This window comes from Chloracidobacterium sp. (assembly GCA_016716305.1).
GTDB lineage: Bacteria > Acidobacteriota > Blastocatellia > Pyrinomonadales > Pyrinomonadaceae > OLB17.
This window is the reverse complement of sequence record JADJWP010000002.1, coordinates 1,343,238-1,356,227: the sequence shown is the minus strand read 5'-3', so window position 1 is coordinate 1,356,227 and position 12,990 is coordinate 1,343,238. Positions and strand designations below refer to the sequence as shown.

12 protein-coding genes and 1 tRNA gene are annotated in these 12,990 nt (G+C 51.9%); 5 read left to right on the top strand and 8 right to left on the bottom strand.

Annotated features, from left to right (window positions below; translation table 11 throughout):
- Window positions 1–5: 5 nt before the first annotated feature.
- Entirely contained in the window at window positions 6–740 is a 735-nt protein-coding gene (locus IPM28_08065; GenBank protein ID MBK9172948.1) for a M48 family metallopeptidase, read from the bottom strand.
- Window positions 741–850: 110 nt separating this feature from the next.
- Between IPM28_08065 and hrcA the strand changes: the two genes are divergently transcribed.
- The 4 genes from hrcA (at window position 851) to dnaJ (ending at window position 6,120) form a co-directional block, all read left to right on the top strand.
- Window positions 851–1,975: a heat-inducible transcription repressor HrcA gene (gene hrcA, locus IPM28_08060; protein ID MBK9172947.1), complete on the top strand. Its 1,125-nt coding sequence runs from the start codon at window positions 851–853 to the stop codon at window positions 1,973–1,975.
- Window positions 1,976–2,010: 35 nt separating this feature from the next.
- Window positions 2,011–3,003 (top strand): nucleotide exchange factor GrpE, encoded by a 993-nt coding sequence (locus IPM28_08055; protein ID MBK9172946.1) that lies wholly within the window; start codon window positions 2,011–2,013, stop codon window positions 3,001–3,003.
- A 59-nt stretch (window positions 3,004–3,062) separates the two neighbouring features.
- Window positions 3,063–4,868, top strand: coding sequence for a molecular chaperone DnaK (dnaK, locus tag IPM28_08050; GenBank protein ID MBK9172945.1), 1,806 nt, complete (start codon window positions 3,063–3,065; stop codon window positions 4,866–4,868).
- A gap of 157 nt (window positions 4,869–5,025) precedes the next feature.
- Window positions 5,026–6,120 (top strand): molecular chaperone DnaJ, encoded by a 1,095-nt coding sequence (gene dnaJ / locus IPM28_08045; protein ID MBK9172944.1) that lies wholly within the window; start codon window positions 5,026–5,028, stop codon window positions 6,118–6,120.
- 34 nt (window positions 6,121–6,154) lie between these two features.
- Here the strand turns inward: dnaJ and IPM28_08040 are convergent, their stop codons facing one another.
- The 3 genes from IPM28_08040 to IPM28_08030 all read right to left on the bottom strand — a co-directional run bounded on the left by IPM28_08040 (window position 6,155) and on the right by IPM28_08030 (window position 9,011).
- The gene (locus IPM28_08040; protein MBK9172943.1) at window positions 6,155–7,315 is read right to left on the bottom strand and encodes a carboxypeptidase regulatory-like domain-containing protein; all 1,161 of its coding nucleotides are present in this window, start codon (window positions 7,313–7,315) and stop codon (window positions 6,155–6,157) included.
- A 479-nt stretch (window positions 7,316–7,794) separates the two neighbouring features.
- The gene (locus tag IPM28_08035; GenBank protein MBK9172942.1) at window positions 7,795–8,241 is read right to left on the bottom strand and encodes a GatB/YqeY domain-containing protein; all 447 of its coding nucleotides are present in this window, start codon (window positions 8,239–8,241) and stop codon (window positions 7,795–7,797) included.
- Between the two features lie 53 nt (window positions 8,242–8,294).
- A complete protein-coding gene (locus tag IPM28_08030) occupies window positions 8,295–9,011 on the bottom strand; it encodes a TonB family protein (protein ID MBK9172941.1) in 717 nt (238 codons plus the stop codon).
- Window positions 9,012–9,198: 187 nt separating this feature from the next.
- Here IPM28_08030 and IPM28_08025 point away from each other — a divergent pair, with 187 nt between their 5' ends.
- A complete protein-coding gene (locus IPM28_08025; GenBank protein MBK9172940.1) occupies window positions 9,199–11,040 on the top strand; it encodes a hypothetical protein in 1,842 nt (613 codons plus the stop codon).
- Window positions 11,041–11,106: 66 nt separating this feature from the next.
- Here IPM28_08025 and IPM28_08020 read toward each other — a convergent pair whose 3' ends face one another.
- The 4 genes from IPM28_08020 to rdgB form a co-directional block, all read right to left on the bottom strand.
- Window positions 11,107–11,355 carry a hypothetical protein gene (locus IPM28_08020; GenBank protein ID MBK9172939.1) on the bottom strand — a complete coding sequence of 83 codons (249 nt, stop codon included), beginning with the start codon at window positions 11,353–11,355 and terminating at the stop codon, window positions 11,107–11,109.
- 327 nt (window positions 11,356–11,682) lie between these two features.
- A complete protein-coding gene (locus IPM28_08015; GenBank protein ID MBK9172938.1) occupies window positions 11,683–11,964 on the bottom strand; it encodes an HU family DNA-binding protein in 282 nt (93 codons plus the stop codon).
- Between the two features lie 110 nt (window positions 11,965–12,074).
- Window positions 12,075–12,151: transfer RNA gene (locus IPM28_08010), tRNA-Pro, on the bottom strand.
- 62 nt (window positions 12,152–12,213) lie between these two features.
- Window positions 12,214–12,822 (bottom strand): RdgB/HAM1 family non-canonical purine NTP pyrophosphatase, encoded by a 609-nt coding sequence (gene rdgB / locus IPM28_08005; protein ID MBK9172937.1) that lies wholly within the window; start codon window positions 12,820–12,822, stop codon window positions 12,214–12,216.
- Between the last annotated feature and the right edge of the window lie 168 nt (window positions 12,823–12,990).

Sequence of the window (12,990 nt, the reverse complement as noted above, 5' to 3'; positions counted from 1 at the left end):
AGACTCTAGCCGCGTCTTGCGTTTCGCTTTAATCGCCGTACGTTCTGCTCGATCCATCGTTCGGCTTCCCTGAAATAGCGATATCTCTCTTCGTCGCGTCGAAACTCCGCGGTGTGGTTGTATCGCCGTCCGTTGTGGTGGACCGTCGGATGGTGAATGTGAAGCATTTCGTGATAAAGAACGTATTCGATGACGTACCGCGGCGTTTCGGCCGAATCCAATGATCGGCTGATAACGATAGTTTCGTGCGTTGCGTCGTGATGCCCGAGTATCCGAAAGGTCTTGCGGGCCGACCAGGTGAGCGTCGGTTTGGCCAGACTGCCGCCGAAATACTTTGTGTTCAGGTCGTCAAAGATCTCGTTAAGATCGTAGATCTCGCCAGACGAGCCGGTAACGACCTTGCGGCCCCGGTCACGCTTGCTCGCGGTCGACCGTTCGCGGATCGTTTCTGCCTTAATGTATTCGCCGTAAACCTCGCGCGCTCGTTTCGGAACCCGACGTCTGTACAGTTTCGATACAAGTATGTATGCGAGTGATCGCTGGACCTGAGGCGGCATATCGTGGCAGATCTCAGCGATACGGACGTAAATCATACCGTCCCTTACCCTTATAGTGTGGTTGATGCCGACATATGGGTAAAATCGGACGCTGATCGGCGGCAATCTGCGCGAAGGATCGTAATGGGCGAATGCCTCTTCGAAAAATCCCCTAAATTCCGTAGTATCGGCTGATGCCTGCATGTTAATCAGAGTTTAACTAATAAACGTTGACAGAAATCGCTCTAAAGTGATATTCCTTTTAAAGGAGCATACCGTCATCACGCGGCTTGCTCAAGACTCACCGTGATAAGATGCTGGTTCGCGAACCAAACCGAAAAGTCGAGAAAACTTCTGATTTTCCCGATTCTCGCGGGCAGACCATCCTCTCAGCGATAATCAACGAACATTTTGTCACGGGCGAGCCTGTTGGGTCTAAATCCATTGCGGACAAGTTTGCAAATGCTTCAGGTCTGAGCTCAGCAACCATCCGCAGCGTTATGGGCGAGTTAGAGGAGCTGGGGCTTCTCGAGCAACCTCATACGTCAGCCGGACGAGTCCCGACCGACAAGGGGTATAGGTATTACGTTGATAATCTGCTTGGCGTCCTAAGTATCTCGAACGAAGATCTGTACCGGATCGGTGACGAATTCGGCCTGTCGACGAACGAGTTTGCGGAAACACCGGACAGATTGATGGAACGTACATCCCAACTCCTTTCTGTTCTTTCAAATAATGTTGGCATCGTGGTTTCGCCCAGCTTGTCGAGCGACCGCTTGCAGCATATCGAATTCGTAAATCTTTCCGAGAATCGAATTCTTGTCGTTCTGGTCTCTGCTCCGAATATCGTCCATAACCGGATCATTCGGCTAAATGTCGCCTTTACGAAAGAAGAACTCGATCGGTGTGCAAACTATCTGAACACCGAATACGCGGGAAAGAACCTATCGCAAATAAGGGCCGAGATACTCGCGTTGATGCACGAGGAAAAGGCACTTTTCGATAAACTGCTGCAAACCGCCGTCATTCTGTGTTCTCAGAGTATCGAGGACGACGAGGAAATGCCCGGTGAGGTCTATGTCGACGGAACGTCGAATATTTTGACCAAAAGGGATTTCGTCGACCTTGAACGGCTTCGCGAACTGCTTTCGACGATCGGCGAGAAATCGCGTCTCATCGAGATCTTGAATGAGTGCATTGCTCGCGATAAGACTGGGAAGGGCGACGTTCAGGTCGTCATCGGCAGCGAGAACCGCACGCCATCGATGCAAAATTGTTCGCTTATATCGGCACCCTACCGAATCGGCAACACCTCGGCGGTAGGCACCCTCACGGTGCTTGGCCCAACGCGGATCGAATATGCAAGGATGATATCGATCGTCTCATACGTCGCCCGCGTCCTCGAAAAGATGATGTCCAGGGACATTTCGAATAACTAACCTTACCTGACCGGCATTTCGCGGTTCGATTCAACATGGATCCCAATGAGGAAATAGAAGACCTTGAGGTCATTGCGGAAGATTCTGACGACGAGACGGTCTCGGTCGACGATTTCATCCGTGAACTTGAGGCGAAGGAAAAAGACCTTCACATCACTGCCGAGACGACGATCATCGAGATCGAGCAGGGATTTGACGACGGTAATCCCACCGATTTTCTCAAGTCGATGCATTCCTTCGAACCGCCGACCGAGATTGCTCCGGCAGTCAAACAGGCCGATCCGGAGGAAGATCTTCTTGTTCAGGAACTCAAAGAAGAAAAATCCGACATGGAAGCCAAACTAGCACGCCTCAATGAAACGATCTCCAAAATGGAAGAAGAGCGTGCCGAGATGTTCAAGAACTCGCAGCGTAGGGCAAAGGATTACGAGAATTTCAAGGCCCGGACCGAAAGAGAGCGCAATGACATAATGCATTCGCAGGTCAGTACACTTGCGACCCAGCTCTTGCCTGCGATCGACAATTTGAACCGGGCGCTCGAACATTCGGGTTCGACTGGCAAGAAAATGTCGGGTGAATTCAAACAGTTCTTTGAAGGCATCGAATTGGTAAATCAACAGGTCAACGACATTTTTGCGGGTATGGGCATTAAGCCGATCCCGGCTGTCGGCGAAGTTTTCGATCCGCATTTGCATGAAGCGGTCGCAACTGAAGAATCAGATGAATTTCCGGCAAACGTGATCTGCGAGGAACTACTTCGCGGATACCGCATCGGCGACCGGGTAATTCGCCATTCGATGGTGAAAGTATACGTTGCTCCGCCAGGGCACAATGGCACTGGTCCGTCCGAAAAGGACGAAACGGCCCGATCGATCAACGACGCGGATACTCCGGCGGTATCGGACGAAGCAGAAATCGGTGATGAGGCCGCCGCGGCCGACAACTCTGCTATGCAAGTTGACGAATCGGCAACTTTCACCACGACCGATGAAGAAATAGCCGAAAGCATTCCAGACGATGAGAATTGAACGAATCTTCCCCGCCTGATCATTACCTCCCTATTAACCCCCGTTTGAGGACCTAAATTATGAGTAAAGTAATTGGAATCGATCTTGGCACTACGAACTGTTGCGTTTCCGTACTCGAAGGCGGAACGGTTCAGATCATATCGAACAAAGAAGGCGGGCGGACAACCCCATCCGTTGTTGGCTTTACGGACAAAGATGAACGGCTCGTCGGCCAGATCGCCAAGCGACAGGCGGTGACTAATCCGGCGAACACGTTGTATGCCGTTAAGCGACTGATCGGTCGTAAGTTCAATTCACCCGAAGTCGAGAAAATGCGCGAAACGGTCCCGTTCGAGATCGTCGAGGCACCGAACGGCGACGCTCACATCAAGGTGCTTGGCCGTGTTTACAGCCCGCCTGAAATATCCGCGATCGTACTGCAGCGGCTGAAGATAGCCGCCGAGGAGTTTCTGGGCGACAAGATCACGGAAGCCATCGTGACCGTGCCGGCCTATTTCGACGATATGCAGCGTCAGGCGACCCGCGATGCCGGTAAGATCGCCGGGCTTGAGGTTGAAAGGATCATCAATGAGCCCACGGCCGCGGCGCTCGCGTATGGTTTTGGCAAGAATAAATCCGAAAAGGTCGCTGTCTATGACCTTGGCGGCGGAACGTTCGATATTTCGATCCTCGAGATAAACGACGGTGTTTTCGAGGTGCTTTCGACCTCAGGTAACACATTTCTCGGAGGTGAGGATTTTGACCAGCGGATCATCGATTGGTTGGTTGATAATTTCAAAACGAGCAGCGGCATCGATCTAAAAGAAGATCGCCTTGCCCTGCAGCGGCTGAAAGAGGCAGCCGAGCGGGCAAAATGTGAACTTTCGAGCGTTGATGAAACGAGCATAAGCCTCCCCTTCATCGCCGCTGACCCGACCGGCCCAAAACACATCAACGCCAATTTGACGAGAGAGAAGTTTGAGGAGCTGGTTCGGGACCTTGTCGATTCGTCGGTCGAACCATGCCAGAAAGCCCTTTGGGATGCGAAGCTCAAGCCGGTCGATATTGACAAGGTGATTCTGGTCGGCGGTCAAACGCGCTCGCCGATAATCACCCGAACGGTTTCAGAGGTTTTCGGTAAAGAGCCATCGTCCGAGATCAACCCTGACGAGGTCGTGGCAATGGGTGCGGCGATCCAGGGCGGAGTTTTGACCGGTGACGTCAAGGATATCGTGCTGCTCGACGTTCTGCCGTTGAGCCTTGGCCTCGAAACTCGCGGCGGACTTTTCGTCAAACTGATCAACCGAAACTCTACTATCCCGCTAAAGAACACGATGACGTTCACTACCGTCGTCGACAATCAGCAGTCGGTCGAGATTCATATTCTTCAGGGCGAACGCGAGATCGCCTCGGCGAACCGCAGCCTTGCAAAGTTCGAACTGGTCGGAATCCCGCCGGCACCCCGCGGCGTACCGCAGGTCGATGTGAGTTTTGAGATCGACGCCAACGGTATTGTGAACGTCTCGGCTCAGGACAAGATGACCGGTCTCGAACAGGCTATGCAGATATCGCCTTCATCCGGGCTTTCGCCGGACGAGATCGAAAGATTGATAATGGAAGCCGAAACCTCGGTCGACCGAGACCGCGAAGAACGCGAGCTTATCGTGCAGCGTAACCGGCTCGAGAACATGATCAAGAACGCGAGGAAGGCAATGGTCGAGTATGGCCGATCGTTCGCCCTCGAAGAACAGCAAGAGATCAACGGCATTCTGAACAATGCCGAGGAATCGCTCAGTACCGACGACATAACCGAGATCAACCTGGTGCTCGTCAAGGTCGAAGAGGCCGCTGGCCGTATTACCGCCGCGATGCTTGCAGCCGTCTGACCCATACTGCTTGAGAAAGCACGGACAATTTGGTTACAATATCAGGGAGCGTCAGTTCAAACGGTTGAGCTGGCGCATCTTTGATTTTTGTTTGCGGTATGAACGGAAAATGCATCGGTCATTACGATTTCATTGACCTGAGATCTTAGCTTTCAATATGGCGAAGAGAGATTATTACGAGATTCTGGGCGTGTCGCGGACCGCGAGCGACACCGAGATCAAAAAGGCCTATAGATCGTTGGCGGTGAAGTTTCATCCAGATAAGAATCCTGATGATCCTCACGCCGAAGAGAAATTCAAAGAGTGTGCCGAAGCGTATGCGGTGCTTTCCGATCCGCAAAAGCGCGCTTCATATGATCGTTTCGGCCATGCCGGCGGCGGGGCTGGCGGTTTTGACCCCGGCTTCTCGAACATCGAGGATATTTTTGACCTCTTCGGTTTTGGAGATATGTTCGGAGGTCGCGGGTCGCGGCGGTCAACGGTACAGCGCGGTTCCGACCTCCGGTATGACCTTGAGATCACGCTGGAGGATGCGGCGTCAGGTAAAGATGAAAAGCTTCGCATCCCGCGGCTTGAAACCTGCGGAACCTGCGAGGGCAGCGGTGCCGAAGCCGGCAGCCAGCCCGAGACTTGCGTAAGCTGCGGCGGTCGCGGACAGACGCAATACCAACAAGGTTTCTTCAGTGTTATGAGGACCTGCCCGAATTGCTCAGGAAAGGGCAAGATCGTCCGTAACCCGTGCAAGGAGTGCCGAGGTCAGGGCCGGGTAGAAAACGAAAAGTCTCTCGAAATAAAGATCCCGGCGGGCGTTGAAACGGGCTCGCGATTGCGTGTTTCGGGTGAGGGTGAATCGGGCGTGAATGGCGGCCCTTCGGGCGATCTTTTCGTCGTGATCCACGTTGCAGAGCATGAAACCTTTGAACGGCAGGGTGCGAATCTCTATTCTGCCGTCCCGATCACATTTGGCCAAGCGGCTCTCGGTGCTGAAATAAAAGTGAAAACGCTGGACGGCGAAGAGGACCTGAAGATTCCGGCCGGGACGCAGACCGGTACCGTATTCCGTTTGAAGTCACATGGAATGCCGGCCTTGGGCGGCCGCGGCAAAGGTGACCTGTTTGTCGCTGCAACGGTTGTGACCCCAAAATCTTTGACGAAGGAACAGCGGAAGATACTAGAGAAACTAGCCGATGTTGAAGACACCGACTTTAACGACGCGTCGTTCATGGACAAGGTCAGGAATATCTTCGGATAATGAGGGCCGCCATCCGATACGCACTTTCAGTTAGCTATCGCGGACGCCGGCTACTGGATTTGGTCGATCGAGCGACCGGGGTAATTGTTAGTTCGTTGACATCATCGGTAACGTTGATCACCTGCGGCGAAAATTCGATCGACTTGTGAGAAGCTGTGACGACATAGTCACGTCCGGCCACGACTTCGTCGAATCTAAAATAGCCAAACGGATTAACTGGAACTGTTCGAGACCCGCCTTCAGTGTCTGCTAGAGTCACCGTTGCTGACCCGATCCCTTGTCCGTTTTCGTCAAGAACGCGGCCTTGCACGCTGGCATTCGCAGCGGTCGGAGCGAAGCCGCCTGCCCAAACGATATTCGCCGGACCTGAGACCTGAGGAATATCAGTGCTCGAAACGAAGGTGCCATCGGGATTCCAGCGATGAACTTTCGAGCCGAATAATACGGTCGCGAATACGTCGTTGCCGGGCCCTCGCGTGACACCGAAATTCACGAACTCACCCGCCGGAACGACAAACTGACGAACGAAAGCACCTGTTATGTCCCTCTCATAAACGGTATTAAAGGTTGGAGATCCGGTCATGAGGACTGTGTTGGTAATCGCGCTGTAGTACATCGTATTGGTCTGAACTTGGCCGTTATCCAAAACAAAAGACCCTGTCTGCGAGTTCGTGCTCAAGTCAAAAACGGAAATTGTGTTCGTCGTGTTACCTGCCCACAGTACATTGCCCGACAATATTGCTGCACTAAAGAATGCACCGCTGCCAAGGGTGCCGGTAAATGTGCCGCCTGACGTGAATTTAGCGATTCCACCACCTACGTTATCTTGAGGACAATAAAGTACGCCTGAAAGAGATTTTATATCGACCGGATTGCCAATATTTGCGTCGGTGAAGTCAGTAACTATTGCACCAGTCGGTGCGTAAACACGGATTCGACCGACGCCCGGGGTATCATTTCGACCGACCGCGGCTAGGTTTCCGTTCGCCAAAATGGTTAGGCCCCACGGTTCAATTATTGTGGTATCCAGATACCTGAGAAATACTAGATTTTGATCGTAAACTGCGATTCGATTTCCAAACGCGTCAGCGACAATAAAGTCAGTTTGACTGAAACCCTGCGATCTTACAGCTGGCGAAAAGGTGAGAGAGACTGCAACAAACACCAAAAAAATAAACACAATTGGCTTTTTCATAAATACTGCGTTAACTGCGGAAAAACCATCAAAATTGCTTTTATTCCCAAAAGCGATATATCGGATAAACCAAAAATTCCGCAGATGGGAGTCATTCACGTACCTTATTATACAGTGAACGCAGGCTTACTTCTACAAAAGTTTCATTTTTGGCACCTATGGGGCCGAAACAGCGATGTTTTTTGGTATTGGCATGGCAATCGATGAACTCGGCTTCGCCGGAGGGCTATCGAGGGTCGTCGTGCAAAATCGTCCGTTGATTGGCAAAAGGCAACTTATCATCGCGTGATTCTTACCCGACTCGAAAAGAATTTCACGGAACAAACTTCTCCATTGCATACCGATCTCGGCCTGCGCTGAATTGAAACGCGTGAACAAATAATGACGGAACAGCGGAAGATACTAGAGAAACTAGCCGATGTTGAAGACACCGACTTTAACGACGCGTCGTTCATGGACAAGCTCAGGAATATCTTTGGCTAGGAGAGTTTTGCCTTTACTGCCTCGCTGACCACGCGACCGTCGGCCGATCTGCCTGCTAGTTTGGCGGTCACGGCCTTCATCACAACTCCCATTTCTTTCATTGAAGCTGCCCCGGTCTCTGCGATAGCGTCGGCGACGGCCTTTTCTACTTCTTCAGCAGTGGCAGCTTGAGGAAGGTATGCCTCAATGTGTGTGATCTCGGCCGCTTCTTTTGCTGCAAGTTCCGCCCGTCCGGCCTTTTCATACTGTTCGATCGAGTCACGCCGCTGTTTTACCAACGACTGCAGTGCCTTCTGCACCTCTTCATCGGTCAACTCCGAACCCTTTTCGATCTGTCGGTTCATCAGGTTGGCCTTGACCATTCGCAGCGTCGAAAGCCGATCTGCGTCCTTTGACTTCATCGCGGCCGTGATGTCGGCGATTATTATTTCTTTTAAGCTCATATCGTTGGTTGGGCTGCCGGTCAGGTCATGCGCCGATCGATCGCGCTCGCCATCTATCTGGGTGCAACAAAATTGTATGTGTTCACTCCTGATACCTTTACGGGTTTACCATCAAGCACGGTCGGTGAGAATCGGGCGCCGCACGCAGCTTTGCGCGAGGCATCCTGTAGGGCATGATGACCATTTTTTGCACCGGCGGAGACCACTTTGCCTTCCTCGTCGATAAGAATAGACACGGTGACTGTCCCCGAAACGCGGCTCGAACGGGCTTCGAAAGGGTATTCAGGTTTTGGAAGTGAGATCGCACGGCCATTCATGACGCCCGCTTTGATCGTCTTCGGTGCTGCGACGCCTGCACTTTTCGAGGCTTCTTCACGCCTTCTCAGGAGTTCTTCATATGCCCTACCGATCCAGAAGTTGATCCCGATATCGATCTCTACGGGTTCTCCGTTCTTCACCGCCGGTGAAAACTTAGTTTGCCTAAGATTCTCCATTACAGACTCTTTGACCCGCTCGATCTCCTTTCTTGGCTTCGAACTGCAAGGCCATTCGGGTCCGGCGAGGATATCCACTCTGCTTACGGCACCCGTTTTGTCGATCTTGACCGCCATCCAAAGTGTACCATCGATGCCGGCGGCGATAGCTTCCTGCGATAGTTCGAATACCGGCTGATGAAGTATCTCAGGTTCCTTGTCGACGGTTGGCCTTTGGGAGACGACCTGACTGTGAAGGGCGGCGAGGAAAATGAATGTCGGTAAGAGCGGACGCATGAAATCTCTGGGCAAATTTCCCAAAGAATATCACGAAATTTCCGTTTCACGGAATATTCCGCAAGGAGTAGATCTCAGCAAGGGTACGAACGGCGGATCAATTGAGGAAATGGACAATTATCACAGGAAAATAGAGAATGAGAAGACCGGGGCATCGGATCTGTTTGACCGTTACACTCTATAGTTTATGAAATTACACTGGCGGTTCGGCATTATTGCCGGCCTATTCCTCGCCATATTCTGCACCTATCCGCAATTCAAGATGTGGTATGAACGCGGCGGTGAATGGAATGGCCACTACGCTTATAACGATATCGACGAGGTCGCATACGCGTCTTACGTGAGGGCGTTGATCGACGGCCGGCCGCGCAAGAACGATCCGTATACAGGCCGCGATGATAGCCCCGAATCGCCTCAACCTGAATCGCTTTTCTCGATTCAGTTCGCCGCTCCGTACACGATCGCGATCCCGGCACGAATATTGGGTTTTGGAACTCCGTGGGCGATGGTCCTCGCCGGCGCAATTGCCGGATTTCTCTCGGCGTTCGCTGTTTTTTGGTTCATTGGCCGAATGACGGGCGATTCGTGGTTCGCAATGGCAGCGGCTCTTGCGGTCTTTTGTTTCGGAACTCTGGCCGCCGGGGAAGGGGCGATCAGTGAGATATTGTTCGATGGGTTCTCGTATCCCTACTTCCCCGGCTTTCGCCGCTATATTCCAGCGATGGCCTTTCCGGCCTTCTTCGCATTCGTTGGCCTGGTATGGAAGATCATTTCGGGTAAGGATCATTCAGTTGAAAGAACGGGCAGTTTTGGAGGCGTCGGTTCGTCGCAGCTGATCACGATCGCGATCGCCGCATTGTGCTTCGCATATACAGTTTTCAGCTACTTTTATGTATGGACGACCGCCGCGGCTTTTCTCGGATGCGTCTGCGTCGTATGGCTCGCGGAACGGCCTGAAGGCTGGAAACAGGATATAAAACAATTGGGCCTGCTCGGCGGCCTTTGCATCGCAGCTCTGATACCGTACGCGTATCTCCTTTCACAGCGAACTGCGACGATGGACAATGTCCAGCTGCTCGTACACACACGCATCCCGGATCTTCTGCGTTTCCCGGAGTATGTAAGTTTTGCTGTGCTTATGATCCTGATAGCTGGCCTTGCGACAAAGCTTATAAATATAAAGGAGCGTATCGTTCTGTTCGCATTGGCTTTGGCGCTTGTTCCGTTCGTAGTTTTTAACCAACAGATCATTACCGGACGTTCGCTTCAGCCGATCCACTATCAGGTGTTTATTGGCAACTACGTTTCGGTCCTCGCCCTGATCGTAGCCGTCGCTGCATTGTTGCGCAGCCGATCGGCCGAGGCCGGAAAGACCATTAGATCGATCTGTGCCGGAACGGCTCTCGCTGCGGTGATCTGGGGATTTGTCGAATGTCATTACACGGTGCGCGTTCTCGATTGGGCCAACGCCCAACGCGATGCCGGCCTTCCAGTGGCACAGAGGCTTGAAGAGCTTGCGAGGACGATCCCGGATGCATACAGGACGACGGTGTTGTCCTTTGACGGCATCTTTGCAGATGATATGCCGACCGTGGCTCCACAGAACATAGTTTGGGCACGACATCAGCATGTTTTCGCCGGCCTGAGCGGGGAAGAGAGCAAACGGCGCTACTATCTTCAGCTTTATTATCAGGGGATCGACGGGAAAGGCTTGGACTATCTATTGAAAAACGACTTCGTCTCGATGATCGCACTCTTCGGTTGGGGACGCCACACTGACCGGCTCAGCAGTGAAGCAAAGCCGTTGACCCATGCCGAGATCGCCGAAGAGGTTCGAAGTTATGAGCGGTTTATTTCTGCGTTCAGCATTCAAGAGGCGTCCGACCCATTGATCTCATACGTCGTAATTAAGAATGACGACAATACTGACCGTTCGAATCTAGAGCGCTGGTACGTTCTCGATCAGATCGAAGACATCGGGGACTTTAGGCTATTGAGGGCTACCTTGAGACCGGAAAAGCCGCAGTGAAAATAAAAAAGACCGCCAAAATTACGGCGGTCCAATATGTATTGCTAGTAAAACTTATCTAAACTATCAAGCGGCCAGGAGGTCGTTTGACGTTTCCGCAAAGACCCGGCGGCCATTTAGGGCATCGTCGATGATCTCGCGCACCGCCGAGGCGTCAGGATTTACATCCATTCTCGCGCAGGCTCGGAGATGCCGAATAATGCCTTCTGCCGCGATATCAATCGCGTCACCCGTCAATTTAGAAAAACGACGAGCTTGAATGTGATCGATCTGCAAGATCCTATCCTGCAGGGTCATCTGTTTAGCTGCTGCCACGTTTTGTTCTCCTTCTACGTATTTTTGTACTACTTCCACAAAAAACACCTTTGAGCCGAGAACGCTATACTCCCCAGAAAATCCCTTTTTTCAAAGAATTTCCCGATAAGATCAAGTTGAAGTTATCAACCAGTTTGCTGCAATAAGATCGGGGATTTCGCTGTACTCAACTTTGTAATGAAATGTTAACAAATCGAGTTATGTTTGTCACCACTTTTTTTTCAAGATTGTGACAATTTTCGCAAAAACACTTCGCGTCAAAGAAAAAGGCGAGCCCGACAGGCCCGCCTTTTTCTCGCAGATCTTCTTTCGGATCGAAACTCCTGACTAGCTCACGGCATCTTTCATAGATTTGCCCAAGCGGAATTTAACGGTCGTTTTGGCCGGGATCTTGATAACTGCACCGGTTGCCGGGTTGCGGCCTTCGCGGGCCTTTCGGGTGGCTTTGACCAGTTTGCCGAAGCCTGGCAGCGTGAACTCGCCATTCTTCTTTACTTCTGCGGTCGCCAGAGCGGCAAGCGCATCAAATATTCCTTTGACATCGGTTTTCTTGAGCCCCGATGAATCAGCCAAGCTGTTAATGATCTCCGTTTGTGTCATTCGAGCCATAGTTTAATTAACCTCCAAGGTGATTGAGTATATAAAATTTTTCAAACCTAATTTGCCGGCGAAATAGGAAAGCAACGACGGGCAAGATTGAGTTGTTTGAGCCAGCCTGATGGTCGGGGCGGCAAGATTCGAACTTGCGGCCTCACGGTCCCAAACCGTGCGCACTACCAGGCTGTGCTACGCCCCGTGTTTCATCTAAGAAACGGTTCCAAGTGTCGAATTTTACAGGCGAAAAATCGATTGGTCAAGTCAAAGCCCGATAAAATCGAGTAAATATCGAATAAATGTCGCAGTGGCCTTCGCTCGATGACTGATTTGGCTTTTTTCCGAGTCGGGCAATTCCCCGAACGTGCGGGTAAGGCCGTTCGGAATGAAGATCGGGTCATAGCCAAATCCGTTGCCGCCGCGCGGTTCGAACGCGATCACGCCTTCACATTCACCTCGTGACAGATGGATCACCTCACCGCTCGGCCGTGCAAGGGCTATCACGCTTACGAATCGAGCGCGACGGTCGCCGCCGCCGACGGCTTTGATGGAATCAAGCAGCAAGGACATTTTCGCATCGTAGTTTGCTGATGCACCGCCAAATCGGGCCGACCTTACGCCGGGCAGGCCACCAAGAGCCGCGACCTCCAGACCAGAATCGTCGGCAGCGGTAAGAATGCCCGATCGCTTTGCGTATTCTGCGGCTTTTAATGTGGCATTTTCCTCAAATGTCGTGCCCGATTCTTCGACATCACCTATTTCAGGAAAGTCATCAAGACTTCGCAATATGACCGGGGCCTTTTGCAGAAGTTCGCGGAATTCGCGCGTCTTTCCCGAATTTCGTGTTGCGATCAAGAGTTCCGTTTTCGACATCTCCATCTTTTTACGATACCGCACGAATTCGTGCAAATCTGTGTGTACAGGCGGGTTCAGGGCATCGATCGGCGATGCGGCGATCATTATTTTATTGCATCAACACCTCGGAAAGAGTTATAAATTATATAGGAGGCTTTCTCCTGCATACCGACTTCACCCGCCCGA

Bases quoted from the DNA above. Each gene is read 5' to 3' on its own strand.
- IPM28_08030 (MBK9172941.1), bottom strand. From the start codon at position 9,011: ATGCGTCCGCTCTTACCGACATTCATTTTCCTCGCCGCCCTTCACAGT.
- IPM28_08015 (MBK9172938.1), bottom strand. From the start codon at position 11,964: ATGGCTCGAATGACACAAACGGAGATCATTAACAGCTTGGCTGATTCA.
- IPM28_08065 (MBK9172948.1), bottom strand. From the start codon at position 740: ATGCAGGCATCAGCCGATACTACGGAATTTAGGGGATTTTTCGAAGAG.
- dnaK (MBK9172945.1), top strand. From the start codon at position 3,063: ATGAGTAAAGTAATTGGAATCGATCTTGGCACTACGAACTGTTGCGTT.
- IPM28_08035 (MBK9172942.1), bottom strand. From the start codon at position 8,241: ATGAGCTTAAAAGAAATAATAATCGCCGACATCACGGCCGCGATGAAG.
- IPM28_08055 (MBK9172946.1), top strand. From the start codon at position 2,011: ATGGATCCCAATGAGGAAATAGAAGACCTTGAGGTCATTGCGGAAGAT.
- dnaJ (MBK9172944.1), top strand. From the start codon at position 5,026: ATGGCGAAGAGAGATTATTACGAGATTCTGGGCGTGTCGCGGACCGCG.
- IPM28_08025 (MBK9172940.1), top strand. From the start codon at position 9,199: ATGAAATTACACTGGCGGTTCGGCATTATTGCCGGCCTATTCCTCGCC.
- hrcA (MBK9172947.1), top strand. From the start codon at position 851: ATGCTGGTTCGCGAACCAAACCGAAAAGTCGAGAAAACTTCTGATTTT.
- rdgB (MBK9172937.1), bottom strand. From the start codon at position 12,822: ATGTCGAAAACGGAACTCTTGATCGCAACACGAAATTCGGGAAAGACG.
- IPM28_08040 (MBK9172943.1), bottom strand. From the start codon at position 7,315: ATGAAAAAGCCAATTGTGTTTATTTTTTTGGTGTTTGTTGCAGTCTCT.